The following is a 24,739-nucleotide window of genomic DNA, read 5'->3' as shown; positions in this document are numbered from 1 at the left end:
ATGGTGCGTGACAATCAAGACAGTCGCTACAAAAGGTCAACGATAGGTGTACTCTGCTAATATGCAAGTGGTCGATGATCTACCTACGCCGCTATGACAACAACTATTGATTTTCTCAGCCATCTTAACCCCAGCCAACGTCAAGCTGTGGAACATTACTGCGGCCCGTTGTTAGTTGTGGCTGGTGCAGGTTCGGGTAAAACACGAGCGCTGACTTATCGTATTGCTAATCTGATTCTTAAACACCGTGTAGATCCTGAGCATATCTTGGCGGTTACCTTCACGAACAAAGCCGCACGGGAGATGAAGGAACGGATTCAAAAGCTATTTGCTGAAGATTTGGCGATGAAACAACATGGTCAAAAATTTGATTTGTTGACGGAATACCAACAAATGCAATTGCGATCGCAAGTCTATAAAAATACGATCAAAGACTTGTGGTGTGGCACTTTTCACAGTTTGTTTTCCCGAATTCTGCGGTTTGATATCGACAAATACCAAGACGAAAAAGGCAGAAGTTGGACTCGGACTTTCTCGATTTTTGATGAATCCGATGTTCTCAGCCTGATGAAAGAAATTGTTAATAAGCAGCTAAACTTAGATGATAAAAAGTTTGATGCTCGTTCTGTGCGCTACGCCATCAGTAATGCCAAAAACCAAGGACTTTCACCCCAGGAATTTGAGCGCGAACAGCCGAATTATCGGGGAAGGGTCATCGCCCAAGTTTACAATTCTTATCAAGATAAGTTAGCAGAAAATAACGCCCTCGATTTTGATGATCTGATTCTCGTGCCTACCAGATTATTTCAGCAAAACGAGCAGGTTTTAGGTTATTGGCATCGCAAGTTTAAGCATATCCTTGTAGATGAATATCAAGATACTAACCGTACTCAGTATGATTTGATTCGGCTGTTAGTGACTAATGGCGAAGATAGCAAGAGTGCATGGGAATGGCAAAATCGCTCAGTTTTTGTGGTGGGTGATGCAGATCAGTCAATTTACAGCTTCAGAATGGCTGATTTCACCATCTTGTTGGAATTTCAGCAAGAGTTTGGCGATGGTTTAGCTGATGATGATACCCGCTCGATGGTGAAGCTAGAGGAAAATTATCGCTCTTGTGAGAATATTCTGCAAGCAGCTAATGAGTTAATTGAAAATAACACTCAACGCATTGATAAAGTCCTCAAGCCTACGCGGGGAACGGGTGAGCTGATTTATTGTCACAAAGCAGATAATGAAATGGAAGAAGCCGAGTTTGTCATTGGGCAAATTCGCACTTTAGAACAGCAAAATCCTGAGTTAGATTGGGGTAGTTTTGCCATACTGTATCGTACTAACGCCCAATCACGACCTTTTGAAGAATTGTTAATGAGGAATCAAATTCCTTATACAATCGTGGGAGGAATGAAGTTTTACGATCGCAAAGAAATTAAAGATGTCATAGCTTATTTAAGAGCGATCGCTAACCCTGCGGATACAGTCAGTTTACTCCGAGTCATTAATACTCCCCGGCGCGGTATTGGTAAAGCCACCATTGAAAGCTTAGTTAACGCCTCCTATCAATTGGGGACACCCCTGTGGGAAATACTCAGTGATGAAACATCAGTTAATACCTTAGCTGGACGTTCCGCTAAAGCTGTGAATAACTTTGCTAAAATGCTCAACAACTGCAAAGAGCAAGCAGCCACGGTTCCAGTTTCTGAACTTTTACAAGAAGTCCTAGACGAGTCTGGTTATATTAAAGATTTGCATAATCAAGGCACAGATGAAGCCGAAGATAGAATTCAAAACGTCCAGGAACTTTACAACGCCGTACTCCAATTTCAAGAAGAAAGTGAGGATGTTTCCCTGACAGCTTTCCTACAAAGTAGCGCCCTCAGTTCTGATTTGGATAATTTAAAGGAAGGGCAAAAAGCTGTATCTTTAATGACTCTGCACGCTTCCAAAGGTCTGGAGTTTCCCGTAGTCTTTTTGGTGGGGTTAGAACAGGGACTATTTCCCGGTAACCGTTCCCTGAGTAACCCAGAGTCCTTAGAGGAAGAACGCCGCCTGTGTTATGTGGGGATTACTCGCGCTCAAGAACGGTTATATTTATCACACGCTCGTGAACGCCGCTTGTATGGTTCTCGTGAACCGGCGATGCGATCGCAATTTCTCGACGAATTACCCGAAGAATTATTAAATACTCGAAATAAAGGCCGTCATACACAGACTAAAACTGCGGCTAAAGCTGGCGGTAAGCCTTATACACCCCACAATTGGCAAGTAGGCGATCGCGTTTTACATAAATCCTTTGGTATTGGTGAAATTACGCACGTTTTCGGTGAAAGTAATAAGGTGTCTGTGGCGATTAAATTTGCCAGTTTGGGGCAAAAAATTGTTGACCCCAGGATAGCGCAGTTGCAAAGAGTGGATTAATATTTTTGGCGTTGCTGAATTAAGATATGAATTGATTTCACGCAGAGGCGCAGAGTCGCAGAGAGTCCAGGTTTGATATTCAGCATGACTGCTTCTAAAATTATAAAGTTTTTTTGAGTCCAGTTGATGTGATTTAGTATAGTGCGATCGCTGACATCTTAACTTAATTAAAAATAATTCTTGAGGAAATAGATAATTGCCGCACAAAATGGAGTATATTGCCCGTGAGAATCAATTTGATCATAACCTTTAACAAGTTGCTGTATTTCTGCATCAGTTAAATCTTCAATACCTAATAATGCCGCATCAATTGCTAATTTTCGCATATTTTGCAGTTTGTTAATATTAAGTGCAAGCTTCTCAATAGTTGTTTTAGCAGCAGCAGTTTTTTCTGGATCATTTGTTGGTAAAATTTCACCAGAAGCAGGGTAGTGAAAAAAATCAGCACAGTTGATTTTCAACGGCGATACCATCAGATGCTCATCATACCAATATTTTTTCTGATGACCACAATGTACTGGTACAGGAGGAGGTTCTGTACTTTCTCCTTGACATGAAGCAATAAGATTTGTGTACTCCAGTGATAAATCTGGATAAGTACTACGAGGCTGGAGATGTTCTATATGGCTAGTTGCTCTAGTGACAGCCATTCCACAATAACAACAGATGTAACCTTGTTCTTTTAGCAAAGCATCATGTACGACAGGTTTTTCTGGTGCTTGAAAATTATCATCCCAGCTAGGTTTCCAATCATCATTTTCTAAAGCTTTCCAACTGGAAAACTGTTCTGGCTCCTGATTTTTTTTGATGTACTTCATCGATTAAGAATTTCCTTGCGTCGGATGAGTACATCTGCTCTGACAAATTCTGGTTCATCTGAACCAATATCATTCGCTAATTGTTGACGCACTTTTCTAGCATCTTCCAAGTTACCAGCATCAATCATTCTAAAGAGTTTTAAAAGACTTTCTTTAATTTCCTGCGGACGTTCAGGAACATCCATGATATCTTCTAAAATCCGATTGCTATCTCTACCAAAGGAACTTTGTGGTTTTTTGGCGATAACACCTTTATCTGTTTTTTCTAAAATATAAATTCCTTCAGGTTTCACATCACTAATTACTTGGGGGGAATGAGTAGTAACAATAAATTGACAATTAGGAAATGTTCTTGTCAAATCTGGAATAATTCCTCTTTGCCATTTCGGGTGTAAGTGCAGTTCAATTTCATCAATTAAAATAATACCACTACCTTGCAGAGGGTCTGATAAACCTGGATTAGCAATTGCCAAACGTCTGGCTAAATCTCCCACCATTGCTAACAAGCATTTTTCACCATCAGATAGCTGATTAACTATAAGTTCTTCATCTTGTTTTTGTAAAGTCATTCTTAACGGAGAACGCCGTACCCGTAAGTTAGAAAAATCTGGAATCAGTGAAGATATGGCTTGTCTCACTGCTTCTAATTGCTTATCCCTATAAGCAGCATTATTTTCTAGACGCAATTCATTCTCTAAATCTTCTTGTCTTCTAAACCATTCAAAGAAAATTCTAAACTCACTTCCTAATCCAGTAATTGCGTTTCCTGTCAGGGCATTTTCATAGGCATCTATTTGTTCAAATGAATGCTTTGTCCGAATCTTTAATGGAATATCTAAAACTGCACGATTCGTCGAGTAATAAACTACAATAGGAATATTAAATATATGATATGTATGTAAGTTTTCTTTTATATTTTCAGCAACCTTTGTCATAGCTGATAGGTTACTGCTAGTATCTTTATTACGTCCTTTTTTAACTTTTGTCAAAGACCATGTTATTTCTTCAGAATCAAATGAAATGTTAACCTCGTTATGTGTTTCCTTCTGTCCATTAGTAATATCTTCTTCTGTAAAAAGTCTTCCTGAAGGCGTAGAGTGTTGAATAGAGCTAGTAAAACGTGACAAAAGAATAGCGAGACAGTCAATAATACTCGATTTGCCTACGCCGTTAATACCAATAAGTATCGTTGGTTCATTTCCATTAAAATCCAACGTCAAATCGCCGATTCCACGGAAGGATTGCATTTTTAGGCGCTTGACTTTCATAGTTTTAACTTAACAGAATACAGTTTATTTGCTGGGTATTGCCCACCTTACAAGTTGAAAATCCAGCACATTTCATCTGAGCAAGGTACACAAGGGCGGGCAAGACTTGGCTTGAGCATAGTCGAAAGCTGCCCACCCCACAATATTTATGATATTAAAATGTGTACTTTATTTCCTGGCAAAGTGCTGTAATCTTCGCTCAGTAAAGTATTAAGCTGATTGAAATTTAATTACACCTTGATCAAAAACCCGTTTATCAGTACCCATAGCATTCACTTCAATTCTATCTGGATACACATCATAGGCAGCAAAAGCTAACCTTTCAGCAGAATGTTGTGTCCACTGAGAACGCCCTACAGGACGAACACCTGCACCACTACCAGTAGTTACATAAGTTGTGCCATTAATAGCATGAGTCCGCTCATAATGGTGATCGTGACCATTGATGTAAAGTTGCACATTGTACTGTTTAAACAGAGGCGTGAAACGTTTAATTAGTGTTTTACTAACTCCATAGTGACCTGATGAATAAAACGGATCATGTCCAAATACCACTTTCCAAGGTGCGTCACTGCGGCTTAATTCTTGCTCTAACCAAACTACTTGATTTTCCCAATCAGCATTACGGTTAGTATCTAAAGCAAAAAACTGCACAGCGTCACGGCGAAATGTGTAATAACGCCCCTGCATATTAAAGCCAGGATATTTAATTTGTGGGTTACCGTTTTCGGTGCGAATATCGTGATTACCTAAACAAGCATGAAATTTTACGCCCTGAGATAATAATTCTTGATAAGGACGCTCAAAAACTGCACCGATTTTTTCAATTTCGCCATCATTATAAATATTGTCTCCAGCTAAAACCACTAAATCATACGGATTTTTCTGGTGATAATAATTCATCGCCCCAGCTACAGCATATTGACCTCTAGCGCCTGTTCCTGTGTCTGCAACTGAGGTAAAACGCAATAGTAAGTTCTTTTTGGGTGGGGTGGCGGCTATGACTGCTGAACTTGAAAGATCAGCAATTCGGCTATTTTGACGAGCTAGCTTCCAGCCTAGAAGTCCTGTGCCAAAAGTGCCAAGACTACCTAAAAATAAGAATTGACGGCGTTTCAGGTTCATAAACTTACCAAACTCAATACCTAGTCAGTTTAGCCGAAGAAGCAATGAGCAATGAAGTGATACATTAAGGCAAAACAGGCAGCAACATTAATAATGCCAGTTATTTGTCTTTGAGTCGCTGCTTTTGGTAAAAGTTCCATGTCACAAGACAATCAAAATTCACAACCTGATTCTTCCCGAAAACCCGCAGCGAATCAGCCTGAATTGACTGATGAGCAAGTAAATCAGTCCCGCCAACTACCGATTTGGAAGGTGAAAATCATCCAAATTCTCAGAGGGACGATGGGAATTTTAGAAACGACGGTAGTCAGACTGGAGACTTCACCTCCACCAGGTACTGAAGAAACACCCAGTTTTTGGCAAGGTCTGGAAACACAATGGAATAGATTTTTACGACAAGTCCGCTTGTTTCTACCATCAAATGTGTCTAACAATTTGTCAGATACAGTTTTGACGGGAATTTTAGCGGTAATTACTGTGGCGGGAATTTGGTCAACAACAACTGTTTTTACGAAGAAGCCGACTGAAGTAGCTACAGTTCCCCCAGTTGAGGAAGTTCCCGCACCTAATCCCACAATAACTATTCCACCAGAGTTAACAGTACCGGAACCAATACCAACGCCGGAACCTATCCCGGAACCAACGCCTACGTTGGAACCTACACCGGAACCAACGCCTACGCCGGAACCTCCGCCGGAACCAACGCCCATCATACAATTGACACCAGAAGAATCTTTGATTGCAGCTATTGAAAATCAAGTTGCCGAAATTAGCGATGGGCGCAGCCCCGCCTTTGGCGATCGCGTTGCCTCTGGTCTGATAAAGTCAATACAAGCTAACTTCCGCACCAGTAATTTGACTATCAAAATTAATGATGATTGGTACACTCTCCCAGAATCTGAACAAAAGCAACTAGCGGCGGATATATTACAACGCTCTCAAGAACTTGATTTTATTCATCTAGAAATTATCGACTCCCAAGACAGGCTGGTAGCCCGTAACCCAGTTGTTGGTAATGAGATGATTATTTTTCAACAGCAGAGAACTTTACCCTAACTTTCTGCAAATTATGATTCCATGAGTTGAGTTGTATGAGGACTTTGAGATGTTTAGACGCTGGTTTGCCAAAAACTTGGGAGTTGGTCAAGCTCGCAAAGAGCAAGTCTATCTGGAAATATGCAGTTCACTCAGCCTTGACGATGCTAGCTATTGGATTCAAGTTCTGTTCGCGGCTGGTATTGCTACCTTGGGGCTAGTGCTAAATAGCCCAGCTGTGATTATTGGCGCAATGCTGATTTCTCCATTGATGGGAGGAATTTTAGCCAATGGACTAGCACTGGCTGCGGGTGATGTCATCTTAGCGATGCGCGCACTTCTCAATTTGCTCTTGAGTTGTCTGGTGGCTATTTCCTTTGCTGTGTTACTGGTGTCATTGCTGCCATTTAAGGAAATTACCAGTGAGATTTTAGCTAGGACTCGACCTAATATTCTGGATTTAGTCATCGCCCTGTTTTCTGGTGCAGTGGGGTCAGTGGCAATTTGTAAAGAACCCAGAGGCGTGGCTACTTCCATTCCTGGTGTGGCGATCGCAGTTGCTTTGATGCCGCCATTGTGCGTTGTAGGATATGGTATCGGGGTCGCTCTCAGCCTCAATAGAGTCCAAGGATTACAGGTAGCTAGTGGTGGTGGCTTACTATTTTTTACCAACTTGGTAGCCATTACCTTTACCGCCATGCTGGTATTTCTCGGACTGCATATTGATAATGATCAGGTGAGAGAAAAAGTTAGGGAATGGCGGCACACACATCCTGAAAGTGTCTGGGTTCAGAGTTGGTTGGAAAAACTACCTGCTTATGGCAAATTGGGCAAAATAGGCTCGCTGCCTGGTAGATTATTATTAATTTTTATTACCATTGGCGCGATTATTTTCCCTCTCAATCGCTCTCTGAGTCAACTGGGACGAGAAATTGCTCTCCAGCAACAGGATAATCGTAACCGAAGTTCGATCAGGGATGTGTGGCAGAAAAATTTTGCTACTTTTCCCAATGGTGAAGCCCGTTCTTTCATCAGCAATATCTCCACATCAGAACAAAATGACAAACTGACAATTCAACTTCAGGTGTTTACGAGTCAGCAATATTCATCAGATGAACAGGATATCTATGTTCAACAGCTAGCCGCCCGTTTGGGAAGACCTCCAGAACTATTAGCACTGAAGCTGGTGGAAATTCCTACTGCGTCAAACGAACTTTTGCGCCCAGAACCTAAAGAACAACCTCCTGAACCAGTTTTAACGATCGCGCAATTACAATCCACTTTTGTCCAAGAAGTCCAATCAGCCCTGCGTAATCTGAGACTTCCTCCGCCAGCACAGATGCTTAATTACGAATTAGTCACTAGTCCAGTTGCACCCTTAAGCATCCGGGTAGTCTATCTGAGTGAACGCGATATTGATAGAGATGCTCAAATTTTAGTCGCCGATAGTATCAGAAGTCGGCTAAATTACGAGTCTGCCCAGGTGAGTATGCAAAGAATAGCCAGGGATATCGGAGCTATATCCTTTGAAAATGAGCAATCAGAGATTAGCTCAGATGATACTCAGTTATTAGACCGTGTTGGCCAAATTTTACAGCAACAGCCCAGTTTAAATCTAGAAATGATCGTCAACCAGGAAGCAGAGGAGTTAGCAGAAATTGTCCCAGCGCGAGAGCAAGCCATTACAGAATATCTGGAATCACGGTGGCAAATTAGTAGCGATGATCGCATCAATTGGCAAACAGGAACAGAATCTCAACGTAGTGCAGTTCTCAAATTTACGGTAGAATCACGGATAAATCCACCATTAACAACTCTGCCCAAATCGCCCTAATTCCATCCAGAAAGAACAGCCAAAACCTCGGTTAAAACTGATTTTTTCCGTTTAAATTGATGAATAAGCCGTAATTTTAGTTATGCCTAAGACTCGTTTTATCAGTTTCTTTCGCCACCTCAATGGGCGCACCCTTAAAAAGACTTTTGCTAGGACAAGCGAAAGGCGACTGTTAGGATTTGGCTCGGAAATTGCCTTCAATGCCATGTTATCGTTGTTTCCGGCGATTCTCGCCCTGCTAACAGCTATCGGCTTATTTGAAGAATCCTTGCAAGAGACCTTTAAAGGTCTTGCAGCTCAACTGAGTCAAGTCGCACCCAAAGAAGTCCTAGATTTAGTCCGTGATTTTACCACTAGAGAAATTACTCAATCCAGAAACGGTGGGTTGTTTTCTCTCAGCTTTTTGCTCGCAATTTGGACTGCTTCCGGGGCCATAAGTACTGCAATGGCTGCCTTCGATCAAATTCATCAAATTCCCTCGGAAGAACAGCGCCCTTTTTGGAAAGCCAAACTTGTCTCACTAGGATTAACAATCGCGACGATCTTATTGTTTGTCTTCGCGTCTTTCCTCGTGTTTATCAGCGACTTACTCTTAGAAAGGGTAGTAAATGAAAGTAGTTCTTTAATTTTCGTACTGCATCTTTGGCAACTGTTACGCTGGCCTTTGGCACTGGGTATAATTGCCACTGCCTTTAGCTTTGTCTATCGCTATGGTCCCAGCGTCTGGAAATCAGGTACACCAATGATGCCAGGTGCTATATCAGCAGCTGTTTTTTGGGCAATTTTGTCGGCCTTATTTCGGACTTATGTCGCGAATTACGGCAACTATAACAAAGTTTATGGTGCTGTTGGTGCTGTGATAGTTTTAATGCTGTGGCTGTGGATGAGTTCGGCGGTGATGCTCATCGGCGACCAATTGAATGTGACTGTCGGTGAACAGATGCAGTCCAAATCAAATTCAAATTTATTGGACAACCAATCAGAAAATTAATACATTGGTAAGGTATTTCATATTACCTCAAATCAGCGATCGCCTTCATGCCTGATTCTTATCAACGGGTTTCCTATATTCATTCTGACGCTCAAGTACAGACATTTAAACGCCTGCGTCAGCTTAGTCGCATCCTCGATAAAGTTGTGACTGTTCCCGGAACACCGATTCGCATTGGTATAGATCCGCTAATCGGATTTATACCTATTGGTGGCGATGTTTTGGGAATTATCCTAGCTAGCTACATTGTGATAGAAGCCGCTAGACTAGGTGTACCTCAAGCCACTTTACGCAAAATGGTCTTGAATGTGGTCATTGATGGCTTGGTAGGCAGTGTCCCAGTCATCGGAGACTTATTTGATTTCGTTTGGACAGCCAATGAGTATAATATCAAACTATTAGAAGAACATTTACAGTTCCCCCTGAGAAACAAACTATAGATCCTGAATTTATCTGGACAGTTTTGGCAAAATTATTTTAACTTGCCATTGTCTTAATAGCATTCTCGTGATACTAATTAGAATGCCTTAAACAAGTTACGAACAAAGGAATGAAAGATTGGTGGCAGGCTACGTTTCCTCAAGGAAGGCAAAGTCTAATTATTACTGATGCCCAGGGTTATCCTGTAGAAATTGCTTATGGTGAAATCGGCACAGGTAAACCCTTAGTTTTATTACATGGGATAGGTAGCTGGAGCTACAATTGGCGGCACAACATCGCTCCATTATCTCAATATTTTCGGGTAATTTGCTTTGATGCCAAAGGCTATGGGTTTTCGGAAAAAGCTGAGTTACGTAGAGAACAAAATGGGCATCAAGTTATTGAATTAGAACGCATTCTTCAACTATTATGTGATCAACCTGCTATCATTGTCGCCGAATCTTTAGGGGGGTTAGTAGCCCTGGGTTTAGCTGAACAAAATCCCCAATTAATAGCGCGTTTAATAGTGATAAATGTCCCGGTTTTCACCGAAAGCTTACCCCATTGGGCAATGTGGATACTGGCTAAAACTCCCCTGGAAATCTTACACACAATTGATTCTTGGCGTTTAGCATATCTATTTGCACCTCTAGTCAGAGAAATTATGGGCATAGAAAGGCGTAGAGTCCTGTTTGACCCATCAATTCTGACACCCGAAGATGTCTATTGGATAACTTATCCATTTATTGAGCTACCTGGGACTATTGTCAAAGTCGCTGAAGAGTTACAAATAGCCGCCCAGGAAATAGAGAATTGGCAAGTCAATAAACCTAATATGCTCAGTAAAATTCAAAATAATCTCGGTGCTATTAAGTGTCCCACACTAATTATGTGGGGAGATCAAGATAGTTGGTTCCCCGCCAGTCATGGGGAAAAGTTACATCAACGCATCCCCCTATCTCAATTAAAAATTATAGATAACTGTTTTCATGATGCTTCAGCTGGTTCATCTGAGGTCGTAAATGCAGCTATTTTGGAGTTTTTGCAGAAGACCAATTTTTTATAGCCGTAGCCAAGGAGGTTAAGACATAAACGGATAATCAAACTTAGACACCAAGAGGGTTTTAACCCACTCCCCACTCCCTACTCCCTACTCCCCAGCTATAAAAAAAAAGAGTGAGAGGAGGCATACCAAGCGCCTTTAATCTCTCACTCTGGCATTTGCCACTGTAGTGTCCAGGAATATGTACAGGCGCTGCCCTTTATTTAGGGGGCTAATGTGTATATCTCTGACAATGCCCATACACATTTAATATTCCTGGTGCGACAAATACCAAGCCTAATTATTAAAACTGTGATTAAGTGATTACGGTAAATTGCTTATTCATGCTCTCCGTTAACAAAATCCGTTCTGTTTTTTGTCTTCTACAATTTAACTCAGTTAATCTCATGATGGTTGCCATTTTGGCAGGTTTTGAGATTTTTCTCATGACTCGTTGATTCAGCGTTTGATATTCTCTCAACCTCCCTCCAAATACCCTGGCTTTACCCTCTGAGTAAATCTTTACTTCTCCTGACTAGTGAGGTTCAAGATCAATATTTCTGTAAAATTGTAGACAAAGAATTTTGTTTCCGAATATCCATGAACTCTGCCAAAGTTTCTTTCCTTTTATCTAATGGATGTCTATGTTGTGATGGTAGAATCGTCACCAGAGACTGTGATTTCCCTCGTCTTGGCATCATCGGCTTCCGTGGTAGCACTGGGACAAAAACTGGCGGACTCTTTAAAGTCGTTGGTTCGGATCTTGGGCGATAATCTGGGGTTAAGGGTCTTGGTCTTGAGGTGCGGACTTTGATGAGTTTCCGGACTTGTTGACCCTGGTGAGGACCATTGACTAGCCGAAAAACTATGAAGCAACCACTGGCACAACTGAGGGCGATCGCCAATACCAACCATAAAGGTGTAGGATTGCTCTTCTCAGAGGTTGTTGTGATTGGTTGTGCAACTACGGCAGGGATTTCTTCTAGTTCTACGTTATCTGCACTACCAGCGTAACCCAAGCTATACAAAGCTAAGGCCGCAGTTCCGAGCAGCATTGTGAATAACCCAGCGAATAATAACCCTGGATGACGTGTCAGCACATAGAGAAAAATGTTAGAACTACCGACTAATCCCGATTTATTCTTGATTTGCCTTCTGACTGGCTTTGGCTTAACTTGTACGCTCTGAATATGTTCCATGATGACTTTCAGATTGATCCCCTCTAGTAAATGATTGTACTGGAGGAGTCAGCATCAGGTATCCGTAGCCGGATCGAGGAATTTAGTAGCTTTTTTTTGGAAATATAGGCTACCAAATCCCGGATTTTTGCTAAAATTAGGGGTTTTCGTGAATTGTTAATTTCGTTATGACTTCGATTCGTGACCAGAATATCTTTCTAGAGCTAATTGAATTAACCGATCTACTAATTCCGGAAAGGGTATGCCACTATACGCCCAGAGTTGGGGATACATACTAGTAGCAGTAAAGCCTGGGAAGGTGTTGATTTCGTTAATCAATACTTCTCCGGTAGCTTCTACATAGAAAAAGTCTACCCTTGCTAACCCCGCAGCGTCAACAGCTGCAAAGGCTTGTAATGCCATCTCTTGGATGTGGCGGCTGACTGCATCTGGGAGGGCTGCTGGAATCAGTAAATCTGCTTGACCTGCTGTATATTTAGTTTCATAATCATAGAAATCACTATCGAAGGTAATCTCTCCTACGGTAGAGGCTTTGGTTTGATCATTACCTAATACGGCACATTCTACTTCTCTCGCAACTACGCCTGCTTCGACGATGATCCGTCTGTCGTAAGTAGCAGCATTATCTAGGGCGGCTTCTAACTCTTGACGCGATCGCACTTTGGCAATACCCACTGATGAACCTAAGTTAGCAGGTTTGACAAAACAGGGATAGTCCAAAGCGGCTTCAATTTCATCGCAGAGTTTGGGAAATATACAAGGATTTGACCAAACTTGCGCTCTGGTTAAGGCTTTGTATTTTACCTGGGGTAATCCGGCTTGCTCAAAGGCCATTTTCATGGCAATCTTATCCATACCCAACGCTGAACCTAATACCCCAGAACCGACAAAGGGGATTTGCATTAATGTCAGTAATCCCTGAATCGTACCGTCTTCACCGTTGGGGCCGTGCAGAATGGGAAACCACACATCCACTTGTGTGACTTGATCAGGTAATTTCCAGGGACTCAGGTTTTGGGCTTCTATGTGGGGAATACCAGAGTCTAGAATCTGTTGGGGTATTTCTCCGGCTAACCAGCATCCGTCTTTCTGGATGTAAAAAGGCAGGATTTCGTACTTATTAGCATTTTCCTCTGCACTTAAGGCTTTAGCGATCGCTCTTGCTGAACTAATTGAAACTTCATGTTCCCCGGAACGACCCCCAAACAGCAGTCCCACCCGCAGTTTAGTCATTTTTAGTACCTTTTTCTGTTCTCTGGCAGATAGCGTATCATAACCTGCTCTGGTTGCTATATTTTTTTGTCATGACTAGAAATCTGGTTGGGGTAGGTTGGAAAGTTTTGTAAATATCAGTCCTAAATCATTTGTGAATTTCTGTCTTTCTTCTCTTGGCGCTCTTCTCCCAAGGGGAGACGCTACGCGAAGGCGACTTCTCCCAAAGGGAGAGGCTAGCGCCAAGGCGGTTCGATAATCAATCACAACATAATACGCCGAATTATTTCAATTTAAATTCATCAAATTTCACTACATCTGAATCGGGTTGACTGGTATCAAAATAATAGCTGGTTACTATTCCTTTGCCTGTGTCAAAGATGCTAAAAACAGTAATGTCGTTACTAGCTATATAAGGAAGCGGTTGATTATCTTCGCCTAACAAAGGTGCAATTGTCGGAATGACTGGTTTCAACCCGTAAGGATCACCCAGTGCAACATAATCTTCTTTATATCCAATTGGTATTTCTCGTTTTTTGTCCCCCCAAGCCGCACCATAAGAGTTACCCACATTTGATGTTTCGAGAAAGTGCATTCCACTAGGACTAACAAAGCGGTTCCATAAATGGGAATGTCCATACAATACGAATTGCACCTCAGCCGCTTCTAGTAAGGGGACAACATCACGATTAATGTAATCTGCGTTTTTGGGATATTCGTAACGAACTGCGGTGATTTTACCGTTTTGATCACGTTCAATTATTTGGACTGGATTAGTATAGGCTGGAACGATATTATCACCCAGAGTATGGGGGGGATGATGGAACATCACAACTTTGTATTTGGCTTGTTTAAATTCTGGACTTTTCAGTTCTGCTTCTAACCAATTATATTGCTGACTACCTTTAGTAATTGATTCAAAAATTAACTGTCCATAACCCCAATTTTCTGGATGTTCTAAATCCTGTGCTGCTTCTTTATATCTACCTTTATATGCTGTATTTAAGTTAGGAGTCCGCCACGTATTGGTAATGTAAAGTACCACCAAACGCACATCGCCAAAGCTAACTGCATAATACTTTTTTCCACCTGTTTTACTTTGGGGTAAGCTGAAAATTTCTTCGTATGTATGTGTATTAAAAGAATTATCTATTAAAGATTTCCCACTATATAATCTTTGAGCAACTTCACGGGGAATGGGATCATTAAATTCATCGTTTAAACTGTTTGTTCTTCCCAACCGCCCCATCACCTCATGATTACCAATGGCTGTAAACATGGGGGCGTGTTGAATGATTTCACCGCCTGTATAGGTTGTTTTTACGCCATTGTCTGACATTTCATAGTTAGCACGACCTTGCAACGCCGGAAATAATGCACCACCCCGACTATCATCAAACCATTCCGAGGCGCGATCGCTCACATTAATTAAATCACCAGCGAACCACACCCCATCAACTTGTCCCACAGTTTCCACGACCTTTTGCAGATTTGCGGCTGTCATCGGTTTTAACTGATGGTCTGAAGTCAGTAGAATCTTCAGTGCTTGTCCTGGTTTTGGGGTCGGTGCGAGGGTAAAAACATTGCTGCTGACACTTGCGCCATCTTCGCGCCTACTCATCACACGATAGGGAACACGCACACCAGGCGTTAACCCAGTCACCTCGGCTTCGTGTCGCCAAATCTCACGTTGAACAGGTTGATTTATCGTTTGATTTGCTACTTTTGATTGCTGGTCTTCTCGTGTGCGGCTGAGTTTAGTGGTTCTAGCCAAGCTTGATTTATCCAGATTTTCCCCGTAGGTAACTACGTGTTTATTACCAGAAAACTCTGTAAACCAAACTACTTGCACAGAGTTTGCAGTTGGTAGTTGCAAAAATGGGTCTGTCAGCAGATGCGGTGCTGATATCATAGTTGTTTGCCCAAATGAACGCACGTTTACCAGGGTAAGGCATAGAACAAAGAAAATTATAAACGTTAGCCGTTTGGTTTTCGCCATAATTACCCGGAGAATTGCAGGCTTTTGGCATTATACATGGGCAAGTTTAAAGGGTGGTTAAGTTAATAGTCCTAATCTGTAGATGGGTGCTGATGGAATGTGACTATAGAGACAATACCTGATATTTTTAAAAACCCGTTTTGGGTTTATCCTATCTTAGGTTTTAAGATGAAACAGACTAACTGTCATTGAGATCGAATACACATCGCCCAGCAAAGGCCAGATCAAGTGCCTAAATCAGTTTACAGCGAGGAATATAATCGGTTTCGCCAGATGCTGATTGAAGTTCGCAAAGCAGCAAATTTCACTCAAGCAGAGTTGTCAGCTAAGTTAAAGCGTCCGCAATCTTATGTATCAAAATATGAACGTGGGGAGCGTCGTCTTGACTTAATTGAATTTTTGGAAATCGTTCAAGTGCTGGAAATAGATCCACTTGCTTTTATTGAAGAACTGCTGAAAACCCAAAAGGAGAATTAATTATAATTATTCAATATATTGACTTTAATGCAGCAGATAAAATCATTAATACCCAATACAAAAACGAATGGTATGAAGTTAGCACAATCCTTACTGCAATGCCTCTGCATATCAAAGCTTCAGATCAAGCAGGAATTCAGGGTAATCCAATATTCGACCCAGTAGGTACTAACGAATACATTAAAACTGCTTTTATTAATCGTGGCTGGCAATCAAATATCCCTATTCCAGCACCCTTTAGATTTTTGGGTACAGACATTGATTTTGCTAAAGCTGGCATTGTCATTGAAATCCAGTTTTCTAACTATCCTTTCTTACTCAATAATACTTTACGTTCAGAATTGTTCTTTAAATCTAAAACTGAATTTGCTGGATATCAAACTAATTTGGTAATTTTAGTGACAAAAGCTCTCATGTTTCCTGCTTCAAATAGCACTCTTTATTACGAGCAAGCTGTTAATCAATTAACAGCATTGGCGGAAAACAAAGTTTTTGATGTACCAATTCGACTGGTGGGATTATTTGAACAATCAAATACAACAGTACCTGTCGTTTGGACTGAGTATTTATCAAAAAGATACTCTAGAAATGTCAATACTAGAGTTAGTGGTCAATGCCAAATACTTGCAGGAAGATCAAACCGCAGTCGTTGCATACTTCGCTTATTGTAAAAATAAACATATTAACTCCATAACCTCAGTTGAATTTGTTCGCCTTGTTCTATTGGTTTGGCTGTTTGATTTGGCGGAGATGTCTTCTTTCCATTCCCATTTAGTTTGGGATCTACAGGAATTTCTTCACCTCGCAAACTAGCGCTAAAAGCAGCTTCTTCATACAGTAATCTCTCTTCCATTTCTTGCAGGTGATACTCTTCTGGATAAATTTTTGCTTTGCTGCGTTCTGAAGCTTTATTTCCTATTTGCAAATCAAATTTAAATTTCTCGATAGATTGACCAGTTTTTTCAACGTAATCGCGCAATGTTTTTAAATTGGGAAAATATCCGTTTTCATCAGGTTCACCACTGAGACGACGTAGGGCAACTTGATGATATTTTGGTTCAATTTCTGTTCCTATAAAATGGCGTTCATAATCTCTAGCAACAACTGCTACAGTACCAGTACCCATATAAGGATCTAAGACAATATCATTTTTTTCAGTTGTAGCTAAGATAATTCTGGCTATTAAATCTTCTGGAAACTGGCAAGGGTGGACAGTCTGTTCTTCGTGATTATGCTTGACATTCCGAAATATCCAAATATCGCCAGGATTTTTACCATCTGGATTACATGAAAGTTCGCCTTTACGATTTCCTCGAAAATGCTTTTTATTTTGATACTTTTGGGGAACTCTAATAGCGTCTAAATTAAATTTATAACTATCAGATTTAGTAAACCAGAGAATAGTTTCATGTCTACACGAAAACTTTTTTTTAGCGTGTAGTCCATGCTGTCTAGCCCAGATAATGCGATTACGAGGAATTAATCCACAAGATTCTAGAATAGGAAAAAACCGAATATCTAAAGGAATCAACATCCCTTTATCAGCAAAAGCTCCTATTTGCCAAAATAACGAGCCGGACTTTTTGAGAATGCGGCTACATTCGCTTAATACGGCTGTTTGTTCTTGTAAATAAATATCAAGGGCTTGCTTAGATTCGTATTCTTTACCCAGATTATAGGGTGGTGAAGATACGATTAAATCGACACAATCATCTGGCAACTTATGCAGGATTTCCAAGCTATCTTGTAATATAATTTGGTCTACAGGTATATTCTCGTGTTTAATCTTCACCTTTGTATTGACCTCAGAATTAAGGCTAAAAATATATAATAACCTAGTTTAGGTTATTATTAGTGTTAAATTATTTATTTAAAATTTCTTCAATCTCCTCATCAGTAAAACCAAATTGCCGAAAAATCCGTTGCTACACCTTTCCTTAATCACTCAGTTGCTTTGATAGAGTTCAAATTATTCCTTTTCCAATCTATCAAAAGGATTAAGTAATTTTAATTCATTAATCCAACGGAAATCATCTGTATTTCTGGTAACAACAGTTAAATCATAAACTAATGCTGTGCCTGCAATAATAGCATCCCCTAAAGACATTTTTCTAATTTGTTTTAGTCTCACAGCTTGCTCAATTACTGCTTGAGAAACTGGTAAGATTTGAGAAGCATTAAAAAATTCTTCAAAATAGGTTTTATCTTCATCATTTAGCTGATGATAACCCAATACTTCCATATAAGAAAGAGCAGATACATAAGGAAAATTTTATGCAATAAATTCCCTTAAAAACTCATTTTCTACTTGTGCTGCATAGATAATAATATTGCTATCAAGTAACATCATTTAATCACGATTAGGAAGAGAGCGATCTTGACGAATTTCTTGTTGCCATTTCTGCAGATCAATTTCAGCAAAAATATTCTTTTTTGAGATTTTCTTTAACGCTTCTGCCATTTTTTTACCATGAGATTTTGTTTTAGCTGTTGCTGTTTCTTCTAATAAAGTAATATGCACCTTTATTGAACTATCTAATTCTATTTCAGGAGTTTCATCAATCCATTGAATAGAATTATTTTTCAAAATAGCATTAAAAGTTTTTAACATGATCTTGTTTACCTTTTAATAATTGACAACCATCAAGATAGTAACATCTTTTTTACATCAGCTAAAGATAGTGTTACAGTATCTTTTTCTTCTTCCTTAGCATCCCGCAAATCCCTTAAATCTTCTAAATCTTCTAACAATTGCTTAATCTTTAAAAACCCCTCATAAGGTAAAACTGCAAATTGTTTTTCACCATTTTTTGTTAAAAATTCCGGATGTAATTCAATCATTTTGTAACTTCCTTTTATTCATAAGCTTTACTGCGGTGCTTGACCCTATATATAATGATAGTCTGTTCTGCTAATTCAAACAAAACTCGATAATCACCTACTCTTAAACGATATTCGGGGGTAAAATTTGTTAAGCGTTTTACATCTCCCTGTAAATCATATTGCATTGCTTCAAGTTTATTGATAATGCGTTCTCTGTCATTTACAGGAATTTTCTATAAATCTTTAATTGCTTTGGGTTTAAATTCTATTTGGTACTGCACATATTTTCACCTGTTTAAGTTTATTTCAGGTGAGTCTATCCAGACCCACCCTACTATATTATCTACTTCGTCACAGCCGGCGGCATACCTAAAAGATCCTCAAGTTTGGGCATATCTTCCAAAGCAATTACGCGCCCTTCATTCTCAAAACCGGCGATTTGATCAAAGTTCAAATACTGATACAAATCATCAGCAAAAGGATGAATCTTTTCTGCCACAATATCCAAGTATTCCTGCACTGTGGGAATGCGTCCCAGCAACGCACAAACTGCGGCTAATTCTGCCGAACCAAGGTAAACTCGCGCATTTTTACCCATGCGATTGTTGAAGTTACGCGTTGAGGTAGAAAACACAGTTGTACCATCTTCAACTCGCGCCTGATTACCCATACATAAGCTACATCCAGGCATTTCTGTACGCGCATTCGCAGCTTCAAAGATGTTATACACACCTTCGGCTTTTAATTGGTGTTCATCCATGCGGGTGGGGGGACAAATCCACAACCTGGCTTTAACTGCACCAGCACCTTCTAATACTTTACCAGTGGCTCGATAATGACCGATATTGGTCATACAAGAACCTACAAATACTTCTTGTACTGGGTCATTAGCAACTTCTGATAATAATTTGACATTATCAGGGTCATTAGGTGCAGCTACAATTGGTTCTGTGATTTCGTTCAAATCAATTTCAATGATTTCTGCATATTCCGCATCTGCATCAGCTTCCATTAGGGTGGGGTTGGCTAACCATTCTTCCATTTTCGCCACCCGGCGCATAATGGTACGTGCATCTGTGTAACCCCTAGCTACCATGTTCTTTAACAGACTGACATTGGAACGCAGATATTCAGAAACTGTCTCTACACTCAGCTTAATTGTACAACCTGCACAAGAACGTTCTGCGGAAGCGTCGGTAAGTTCAAAGGCTTGTTCGACTTTCAAATCTGGTAAACCTTCCAATTCCAGAATTCGCCCTGAGTAGATATTTTTCTTATTCTGCTTATCTACTGTCAGCAAACCTTTTTGAATGGCGACGTAAGGAATGGCGTTGACAATATCTCGTAAGGTGATACCGGGTTGCAATTCACCTTTGAATCGTACTAATACTGATTCTGGCATATCTAAGGGCATGACACCCAATGCACCGGCAAAGGCTACTAACCCAGAACCTGCGGGGAAGGATATACCCAAGGGGAAGCGGGTATGGGAGTCGCCACCTGTTCCCACGGTATCGGGTAACAGCATCCGGTTTAACCAAGAGTGAATGATACCATCTCCGGGACGTAAGGCGACACCTGCCCGTTGGGCAAAGAAATCTGGGAGTTCTTGGTGAGTTTTAATGTCTACCGGTTTGGGATATGCGGCTGTGTGACAGAAACTCTGCATTACTAAGTCTGCACTGAAACCCAGACAAGCGAGTTCTTTTAATTCGTCGCGGGTCATGGGGCCAGTGGTATCCTGAGAACCAATGGTAGTCATTAGGGGTTCGCATGATGTCCCCGGACGAACACCGGCTAAACCGCAAGCTTTACCGACCATTTTCTGGGCGAGGGTGTAACCTTTGCCTGTATCGTTGGGTTGTTGAGGACGAATAAATAAGCTGCTGGCTTCTAAACCCAATGCTTCGCGGGTTTTGTCGGTGAGGGTACGTCCAATTAATAGGGGAATGCGTCCACCAGCGCGGACTTCATCAAAAATGGTTTCGGGTTTGAGGGTGAAGGTGGAAATGATTTCGCCGACTTCGTTGGTGATTTCGCCTTTGTAAGGATGGATGGTAATTACCATACCGGTTTCTAAGTTGCTGACATCGCATTCAATGGGCAAAGCACCGGCATCTTCGGCAGTGTTGAAGAAAATTGGCGCGATCGCACTACCTAAAATATAACCCCCAGCGCGTTTGTTTGGTACATAGGGAATATCATTTCCTAAATGCCACAATACTGAGTTAATGGCAGATTTGCGCGAGGAACCAGTACCGACAACATCACCGACGTAAGCTAGTGGATGTCCTTTTTGCTTTAACTGGGCAATGGTTTCTAAACTTCCCGGTTGCCGTGACTCTAGCATGGCTAAGGCGTGTAAGGGAATATCCGGGCGGGTTGTGGCGTGGGTCGCTGGGGATAAGTCATCGGTGTTGGTTTCCCCAGGGACTTTAAACACTGTGACGGTAATGGCTTCTGGTACTGTGGGGCGAATAGTAAACCATTCAGCATTTGCCCAAGAGTCAACCACTCGCTTGGCGAAAGGATTTGTTTGGGATAATTCCAAAACATCATGAAAAGCATCATACACCAAAAGAATTTTACTCAGGGAGGCTGCGGCGTAAGCGGCGATGGGTTCTCTACCTTCACCCCCCATGACTAAAGGTGTTTCTCCCTCTTTTGATTCTCCAGTAGAAACTTGCAGTAAATCAATGAGAGATTGAACGTTGTAGCCGCCTACCATTGTTCCCAGTAATTCTACTGCGGCGATGGGAGAAACTAAAGGACTGGTAATTTCGCTTTTAGCAATGGCTGTGAGAAATCCGGCTTTCACATAAGCTGCTTCATCTACTCCGGGGGGGACGCGATCGCACAATAAATGTAATAATGTATCTTCTTCACCCTCTGGTGGATTTTGCAGCAATTCGCACAGTTCTGAGGTTTGCTTCGCATCCAATGGTAAAGGGGGAATACCGAGTTGGGCGCGTTCCGCAACATGATGACGGTATTGTTCTAGCATTTTTGTCTTCTCCATTGGGATCTTCTCCCCTTAATTATGAAATATTTTTCGGCAAAATTTGGCTATAAAAGTTTACCTTAGTCTTATCGCTGAAAGTCTTACTGATAATCAATTTTTGGCAATTTTAGTCTATACTTTCAGTATAGTCTTTCTCAATCAAATATATTTGAACTTTGATAGGCTACGAGCAAACCCGTTTTTATTTTGTTCATTTAATTTCGTTGTCTGGTGAGTCTATTTATCAGATAAAATAATTAATTTGTCCGTTGCATCACCTTTTTTTATATGTCCAACACTTACACCGTTGAAATTAACCACCAAGGCCAAATTTATACTTTACAAGTTCCTGAAGATGAAACAATCTTATCAGTGGCTGAAACTGCTGGTCTAGGTTTTCCCAATTCTTGTAATGCAGGAGTTTGTACAACTTGCGCTGGTCTAATTACTGAGGGAACCGTAGACCAAAGTGATTGTATGGGCGTTAGTTCAGAACTCCAAAAACAAGGTTATGCTTTGCTTTGTGTTTCTTATCCCCGTTCTGATTTGAAAATTGAGACGGAAAAGGAAGATATCGTTTATCAATTGCAGTTTGGTAAAGGCTAATAATCAATGAACAGTTATCAGTTGTCAATAATTATAAGTTATTTGATGACTGGTAACTGATGAGAAAGATGAACGAACCGCCAAGTCGCCAAGTTCGCCAAGTGTAGGAGTGATTTATAACTGTTAAATTAAGTTATTCTAGAAACTGGAAATATAAAGGACTTACCGCCATGACAACTCATTTTATTACCGCAGAAGTTGATTTGCAAGAGACTCCAACTGAGTTGGAAAAAGCAATTGAAGCTGAATTGCAAAAGCAAGGCGAACCTCTTCGTTGGGCGATTACTTCTGTGGATGAAGCACAGCAAAAGGTTGGTGTTGAAGCTGTTGTGACTACAGAAGCTTCTGATTAATAACTAATGAGTAATGAGTGAGACTTTTCTGCACTCATTACTCACTATTTCAAATGAATTCATCAAAATCTTCTGCATAAGTTACTCTAATTGAATCTGTGTGAGGATAAAAAACTGTTTTCATTAATGATTCACAAAGTGTTATTTTGTAGTCATCAAATCCATTACCTCTAAATAAGTGAATCCTGGGAATTAGTTGCTTATTTACTGAAGTAGGATATTCTGAAAAGTAGTACCAGTAAGCAAAGACTGGTCCCACAGCGTGTTTCCAGTTTTTGATATCTTTTACTTCAATCACTTCTTTATCTGTGATTAAGTCTGCTCTTCCTACTAATAAACATGATTCATAATCAATAATAGGTACTTCTCTATCACCTCCTTCAATTTCCCACAAAGCTAATACACATTTCTTTTCTTCCTCACTTTTTTCTTCCTGCTTGTATTCTTGTTCTGCTTTGAGTGTTTGTTCTAACTGGTTAAGTTGTTCAGGTTTTAAAGTAGAAAATAAAGGATTTGAGGGAGGCTTTTGTAAAATATTTTTGACAATTTGTGAGAATTCTTCAAACTCATAATTATCGAATTCTTCAAAAATATCTCTTACTGTTTTGTATGGCGGTTTTTTATAACCTTGTCTTTTATTCGGCAATAATGGATCAAACTTATCACGGCACTGTTTTATTGATGCTTCTGCATAACCTAACGCCTGAGAAACTTGACTAGATGCTTCTGTCAAATTATTGTACCCTAGCTCTGTAAAGGCACGTTGATTAAATTTAGCCAGATATAAGGCAGTAATATAGAATTCTCTCTTGTTTTTTTTCTCTTTCATACTTTTACTTATGGAAACCCTGGGATTGTTATTTTCTTAGAGTTCCCTTTTCATAGCATCAACAAACGTAAGTTTTTATCTCATTACCCAAAAGAGAATTATGCAACGTCCTTATACGGCTATTTTAATTATACCTACTGGGGTGGGGGCGGCGATTGGCGGTTATGCGGGTGATGCTTTGCCTGTAGCTAGAGTTATATCACAGGTGTGCGATCGCCTAATTACTCACCCCAATGTCCTCAATGGTGCAAGTTTGTATTGGAACCTCCCTAACACGCTGTATGTGGAAGGTTACGGACTGGACAAATTCGCCTCTGGATGCTGGGGTTTACGCCCGGTGCGGAATAATAAAATCGGGTTGCTTTTAGACCAAGGTATTGAACCAGAATTACAACTGCGACACCTCCAAGCAGCCGACGCAGCCAGGGCTACCCTGGGTTTAACTCTCACAGATTATGTAGTTACTGATGCACCTTTAAACGTAGAATTACGCACATCAGCATCAGGGGCTAGTTGGGGAACAATTGGCAACCCTGACAGTTTACTCAGGGCGGCGGAAATATTAATTAACAAAGCCGGGGCGGATGCGATCGCAGTTGTCGCCCGTTTCCCCGATAATATGGATGAACAAGCAGTACAAAACTATCGTCAAGGCCAAGGTGTAGACCCTTTAGCGGGTGCAGAAGCCGTAATTAGCCATTTAATCGTCCGCACCTTCAAAATTCCCTGCGCCCATGCTCCAGCCTTAGCCAGCGCCCCCCCAGAACCGAATTTATCGCCTCGTTCGGCTGCGGAAGAATTAGGTTATACTTTTTTACCATGTGTGCTTGTGGGTTTGAGTCGCGCCCCACAATTTATTATAGAAAAACACTCAATGACAGCTTTAGCAGATGATATTTGGGCGGATCAAGTGGATTGTGCGATCGCACCTGCAAATGCTTGTGGTAGTAGTGCCTTAATGAGTTTAAACCAAAGGCGATGCCAAATTATCACTGTGGCAGAAAATAAAACTCTCATCCAGGTTCCCGCCGAAGCTTTAGGAATCACATCGATACGGGTAAACTCATATTTAGAGGCAGTAGGTGTATTAGTAGCCCACAAAGCTGGGATAAATCCCGCCGCCCTCAGTCCGAAAATATCCTCATTAAAGCCAGTTATTATGTAATTTGTTTCCCCACTCCCCAGAAGAAGCAGGGGCGCACCGGAGCAGGGAGCAAGGGGGAGTAAGAAATTATTTTAAACTTCCGGTTACTTAGCAACCATTCTTCTTCTCCCCTGCCCCCTGCCCC

The 24,739-nt window shown here is 40.9% G+C and carries 23 protein-coding genes and 1 pseudogene; 11 read left to right on the top strand and 13 right to left on the bottom strand.

Annotated elements, in window-relative coordinates:
- Positions 1-93: 93 nt before the first annotated feature.
- Positions 94-2,418, top strand: a complete 2,325-nt coding sequence (gene pcrA / locus AACX33_RS08940) for a DNA helicase PcrA (protein ID WP_193998112.1) — start codon at positions 94-96, stop codon at positions 2,416-2,418.
- A gap of 167 nt (positions 2,419-2,585) precedes the next feature.
- Here pcrA and AACX33_RS08935 read toward each other — a convergent pair whose 3' ends face one another.
- The 3 genes from AACX33_RS08935 to AACX33_RS08925 form a co-directional block, all read right to left on the bottom strand.
- Positions 2,586-3,236, bottom strand: a complete 651-nt coding sequence (locus AACX33_RS08935) for a retron system putative HNH endonuclease (RefSeq protein WP_193998111.1) — start codon at positions 3,234-3,236, stop codon at positions 2,586-2,588.
- The gene (locus tag AACX33_RS08930) at positions 3,233-4,504 is read right to left on the bottom strand and encodes an AAA family ATPase (RefSeq protein ID WP_193998110.1); all 1,272 of its coding nucleotides are present in this window, start codon (positions 4,502-4,504) and stop codon (positions 3,233-3,235) included. The genes AACX33_RS08935 and AACX33_RS08930 overlap by 4 nt, the downstream gene beginning before the upstream one ends.
- A gap of 210 nt (positions 4,505-4,714) precedes the next feature.
- Entirely contained in the window at positions 4,715-5,629 is a 915-nt protein-coding gene (locus tag AACX33_RS08925; RefSeq protein WP_193998109.1) for a metallophosphoesterase family protein, read from the bottom strand.
- 138 nt (positions 5,630-5,767) lie between these two features.
- On the opposite strand from AACX33_RS08925, the gene AACX33_RS08920 reads away from it, so the two are divergent.
- From AACX33_RS08920 to AACX33_RS08900, 5 genes are all read left to right on the top strand, one after another.
- Positions 5,768-6,685 carry a hypothetical protein gene (locus AACX33_RS08920; RefSeq protein ID WP_193998108.1) on the top strand — a complete coding sequence of 306 codons (918 nt, stop codon included), beginning with the start codon at positions 5,768-5,770 and terminating at the stop codon, positions 6,683-6,685.
- Between the two features lie 49 nt (positions 6,686-6,734).
- Positions 6,735-8,498, top strand: a complete 1,764-nt coding sequence (locus tag AACX33_RS08915) for a DUF389 domain-containing protein (protein WP_193998107.1) — start codon at positions 6,735-6,737, stop codon at positions 8,496-8,498.
- Between the two features lie 82 nt (positions 8,499-8,580).
- Positions 8,581-9,489, top strand: a complete 909-nt coding sequence (locus AACX33_RS08910) for a YihY/virulence factor BrkB family protein (RefSeq protein WP_193998106.1) — start codon at positions 8,581-8,583, stop codon at positions 9,487-9,489.
- A 47-nt stretch (positions 9,490-9,536) separates the two neighbouring features.
- Entirely contained in the window at positions 9,537-9,929 is a 393-nt protein-coding gene (locus AACX33_RS08905) for a DUF4112 domain-containing protein (RefSeq protein WP_193998105.1), read from the top strand.
- Between the two features lie 110 nt (positions 9,930-10,039).
- On the top strand, positions 10,040-10,975 hold the full coding sequence (locus AACX33_RS08900; protein ID WP_193998104.1) for an alpha/beta fold hydrolase: 936 nt from the start codon (positions 10,040-10,042) through the stop codon (positions 10,973-10,975).
- A 527-nt stretch (positions 10,976-11,502) separates the two neighbouring features.
- Here AACX33_RS08900 and AACX33_RS08895 read toward each other — a convergent pair.
- From AACX33_RS08895 to AACX33_RS08885, 3 genes are all read right to left on the bottom strand, one after another.
- Complete coding sequence (locus AACX33_RS08895) at positions 11,503-12,150, bottom strand: hypothetical protein (protein ID WP_193998103.1); 648 nt, start codon at positions 12,148-12,150, stop codon at positions 11,503-11,505.
- 165 nt (positions 12,151-12,315) lie between these two features.
- The gene (locus tag AACX33_RS08890; RefSeq protein ID WP_193998102.1) at positions 12,316-13,383 is read right to left on the bottom strand and encodes a D-alanine--D-alanine ligase family protein; all 1,068 of its coding nucleotides are present in this window, start codon (positions 13,381-13,383) and stop codon (positions 12,316-12,318) included.
- Positions 13,384-13,645: 262 nt separating this feature from the next.
- Complete coding sequence (locus AACX33_RS08885) at positions 13,646-15,274, bottom strand: purple acid phosphatase family protein (RefSeq protein WP_227788988.1); 1,629 nt, start codon at positions 15,272-15,274, stop codon at positions 13,646-13,648.
- 315 nt (positions 15,275-15,589) lie between these two features.
- On the opposite strand from AACX33_RS08885, the gene AACX33_RS08880 reads away from it, so the two are divergent.
- Both AACX33_RS08880 and AACX33_RS08875 read left to right on the top strand, forming a co-directional pair.
- On the top strand, positions 15,590-15,838 hold the full coding sequence (locus tag AACX33_RS08880) for a helix-turn-helix domain-containing protein (RefSeq protein ID WP_227788987.1): 249 nt from the start codon (positions 15,590-15,592) through the stop codon (positions 15,836-15,838).
- Positions 15,838-16,509: a BglII/BstYI family type II restriction endonuclease gene (locus AACX33_RS08875; RefSeq protein WP_339383012.1), complete on the top strand. Its 672-nt coding sequence runs from the start codon at positions 15,838-15,840 to the stop codon at positions 16,507-16,509. Before AACX33_RS08880 ends, AACX33_RS08875 begins: the two co-directional genes overlap by 1 nt.
- Positions 16,510-16,520: 11 nt before the next feature.
- Here AACX33_RS08875 and AACX33_RS08870 read toward each other — a convergent pair whose 3' ends face one another.
- The 6 genes and pseudogenes from AACX33_RS08870 to acnB all read right to left on the bottom strand — a co-directional run bounded on the left by AACX33_RS08870 (position 16,521) and on the right by acnB (position 21,665).
- Complete coding sequence (locus AACX33_RS08870; RefSeq protein ID WP_193998100.1) at positions 16,521-17,630, bottom strand: DNA methyltransferase; 1,110 nt, start codon at positions 17,628-17,630, stop codon at positions 16,521-16,523.
- A gap of 177 nt (positions 17,631-17,807) precedes the next feature.
- Positions 17,808-18,086 (bottom strand): annotated as a pseudogene (locus tag AACX33_RS08865) (type II toxin-antitoxin system VapC family toxin); the annotation flags it as partial.
- Between the two features lie 102 nt (positions 18,087-18,188).
- Positions 18,189-18,449 (bottom strand): hypothetical protein, encoded by a 261-nt coding sequence (locus AACX33_RS08860; protein ID WP_193998099.1) that lies wholly within the window; start codon positions 18,447-18,449, stop codon positions 18,189-18,191.
- A gap of 32 nt (positions 18,450-18,481) precedes the next feature.
- Positions 18,482-18,679, bottom strand: coding sequence for a type II toxin-antitoxin system Phd/YefM family antitoxin (locus AACX33_RS08855; protein WP_193998098.1), 198 nt, complete (start codon positions 18,677-18,679; stop codon positions 18,482-18,484).
- A 14-nt stretch (positions 18,680-18,693) separates the two neighbouring features.
- Positions 18,694-18,864 carry a type II toxin-antitoxin system RelE family toxin gene (locus AACX33_RS08850; RefSeq protein ID WP_227788992.1) on the bottom strand — a complete coding sequence of 57 codons (171 nt, stop codon included), beginning with the start codon at positions 18,862-18,864 and terminating at the stop codon, positions 18,694-18,696.
- A 140-nt stretch (positions 18,865-19,004) separates the two neighbouring features.
- Complete coding sequence (acnB, locus tag AACX33_RS08845; protein ID WP_193998376.1) at positions 19,005-21,665, bottom strand: bifunctional aconitate hydratase 2/2-methylisocitrate dehydratase; 2,661 nt, start codon at positions 21,663-21,665, stop codon at positions 19,005-19,007.
- 285 nt (positions 21,666-21,950) lie between these two features.
- Here acnB and AACX33_RS08840 point away from each other — a divergent pair, with 285 nt between their 5' ends.
- Together AACX33_RS08840 and AACX33_RS08835 are read left to right on the top strand one after the other, a co-directional pair.
- Positions 21,951-22,268 carry a 2Fe-2S iron-sulfur cluster-binding protein gene (locus AACX33_RS08840; RefSeq protein WP_193998097.1) on the top strand — a complete coding sequence of 106 codons (318 nt, stop codon included), beginning with the start codon at positions 21,951-21,953 and terminating at the stop codon, positions 22,266-22,268.
- Between the two features lie 170 nt (positions 22,269-22,438).
- A complete protein-coding gene (locus AACX33_RS08835) occupies positions 22,439-22,621 on the top strand; it encodes a hypothetical protein (RefSeq protein ID WP_193998096.1) in 183 nt (60 codons plus the stop codon).
- A 49-nt stretch (positions 22,622-22,670) separates the two neighbouring features.
- Here the strand turns inward: AACX33_RS08835 and AACX33_RS08830 are convergent, their stop codons facing one another.
- The gene (locus AACX33_RS08830) at positions 22,671-23,450 is read right to left on the bottom strand and encodes a hypothetical protein (protein ID WP_227788984.1); all 780 of its coding nucleotides are present in this window, start codon (positions 23,448-23,450) and stop codon (positions 22,671-22,673) included.
- A gap of 100 nt (positions 23,451-23,550) precedes the next feature.
- Here AACX33_RS08830 and AACX33_RS08825 point away from each other — a divergent pair, with 100 nt between their 5' ends.
- Complete coding sequence (locus AACX33_RS08825; protein ID WP_193998095.1) at positions 23,551-24,615, top strand: DUF3326 domain-containing protein; 1,065 nt, start codon at positions 23,551-23,553, stop codon at positions 24,613-24,615.
- Positions 24,616-24,739: the final 124 nt, after the last annotated feature.

The organism is Nodularia sp. LEGE 04288, from assembly GCF_963896525.1.
GTDB lineage: Bacteria > Cyanobacteriota > Cyanobacteriia > Cyanobacteriales > Nostocaceae > Nodularia.
Note: the sequence above shows the minus strand (reverse complement) of the source record. Positions and strands in the feature narration are given on the sequence as shown.

Excerpts from the sequence above, each read along its gene's own strand:
- AACX33_RS08910 (WP_193998106.1), top strand. The coding sequence starts at position 8,581 with ATGCCTAAGACTCGTTTTATCAGTTTCTTTCGCCACCTCAATGGGCGC.
- AACX33_RS08890 (WP_193998102.1), bottom strand. The coding sequence starts at position 13,383 with ATGACTAAACTGCGGGTGGGACTGCTGTTTGGGGGTCGTTCCGGGGAA.
- AACX33_RS08935 (WP_193998111.1), bottom strand. The coding sequence starts at position 3,236 with ATGAAGTACATCAAAAAAAATCAGGAGCCAGAACAGTTTTCCAGTTGG.
- AACX33_RS08925 (WP_193998109.1), bottom strand. The coding sequence starts at position 5,629 with ATGAACCTGAAACGCCGTCAATTCTTATTTTTAGGTAGTCTTGGCACT.
- AACX33_RS08915 (WP_193998107.1), top strand. The coding sequence starts at position 6,735 with ATGTTTAGACGCTGGTTTGCCAAAAACTTGGGAGTTGGTCAAGCTCGC.
- AACX33_RS08825 (WP_193998095.1), top strand. The coding sequence starts at position 23,551 with ATGCAACGTCCTTATACGGCTATTTTAATTATACCTACTGGGGTGGGG.
- acnB (WP_193998376.1), bottom strand. The coding sequence starts at position 21,665 with ATGCTAGAACAATACCGTCATCATGTTGCGGAACGCGCCCAACTCGGT.
- AACX33_RS08895 (WP_193998103.1), bottom strand. The coding sequence starts at position 12,150 with ATGGAACATATTCAGAGCGTACAAGTTAAGCCAAAGCCAGTCAGAAGG.
- AACX33_RS08885 (WP_227788988.1), bottom strand. The coding sequence starts at position 15,274 with ATGATATCAGCACCGCATCTGCTGACAGACCCATTTTTGCAACTACCA.
- AACX33_RS08920 (WP_193998108.1), top strand. The coding sequence starts at position 5,768 with ATGTCACAAGACAATCAAAATTCACAACCTGATTCTTCCCGAAAACCC.
- AACX33_RS08860 (WP_193998099.1), bottom strand. The coding sequence starts at position 18,449 with ATGTTAAAAACTTTTAATGCTATTTTGAAAAATAATTCTATTCAATGG.
- AACX33_RS08930 (WP_193998110.1), bottom strand. The coding sequence starts at position 4,504 with ATGAAAGTCAAGCGCCTAAAAATGCAATCCTTCCGTGGAATCGGCGAT.
- AACX33_RS08840 (WP_193998097.1), top strand. The coding sequence starts at position 21,951 with ATGTCCAACACTTACACCGTTGAAATTAACCACCAAGGCCAAATTTAT.
- AACX33_RS08905 (WP_193998105.1), top strand. The coding sequence starts at position 9,537 with ATGCCTGATTCTTATCAACGGGTTTCCTATATTCATTCTGACGCTCAA.
- AACX33_RS08900 (WP_193998104.1), top strand. The coding sequence starts at position 10,040 with ATGAAAGATTGGTGGCAGGCTACGTTTCCTCAAGGAAGGCAAAGTCTA.
- AACX33_RS08855 (WP_193998098.1), bottom strand. The coding sequence starts at position 18,679 with ATGATTGAATTACATCCGGAATTTTTAACAAAAAATGGTGAAAAACAA.
- AACX33_RS08835 (WP_193998096.1), top strand. The coding sequence starts at position 22,439 with ATGACAACTCATTTTATTACCGCAGAAGTTGATTTGCAAGAGACTCCA.
- AACX33_RS08830 (WP_227788984.1), bottom strand. The coding sequence starts at position 23,450 with ATGAAAGAGAAAAAAAACAAGAGAGAATTCTATATTACTGCCTTATAT.
- pcrA (WP_193998112.1), top strand. The coding sequence starts at position 94 with ATGACAACAACTATTGATTTTCTCAGCCATCTTAACCCCAGCCAACGT.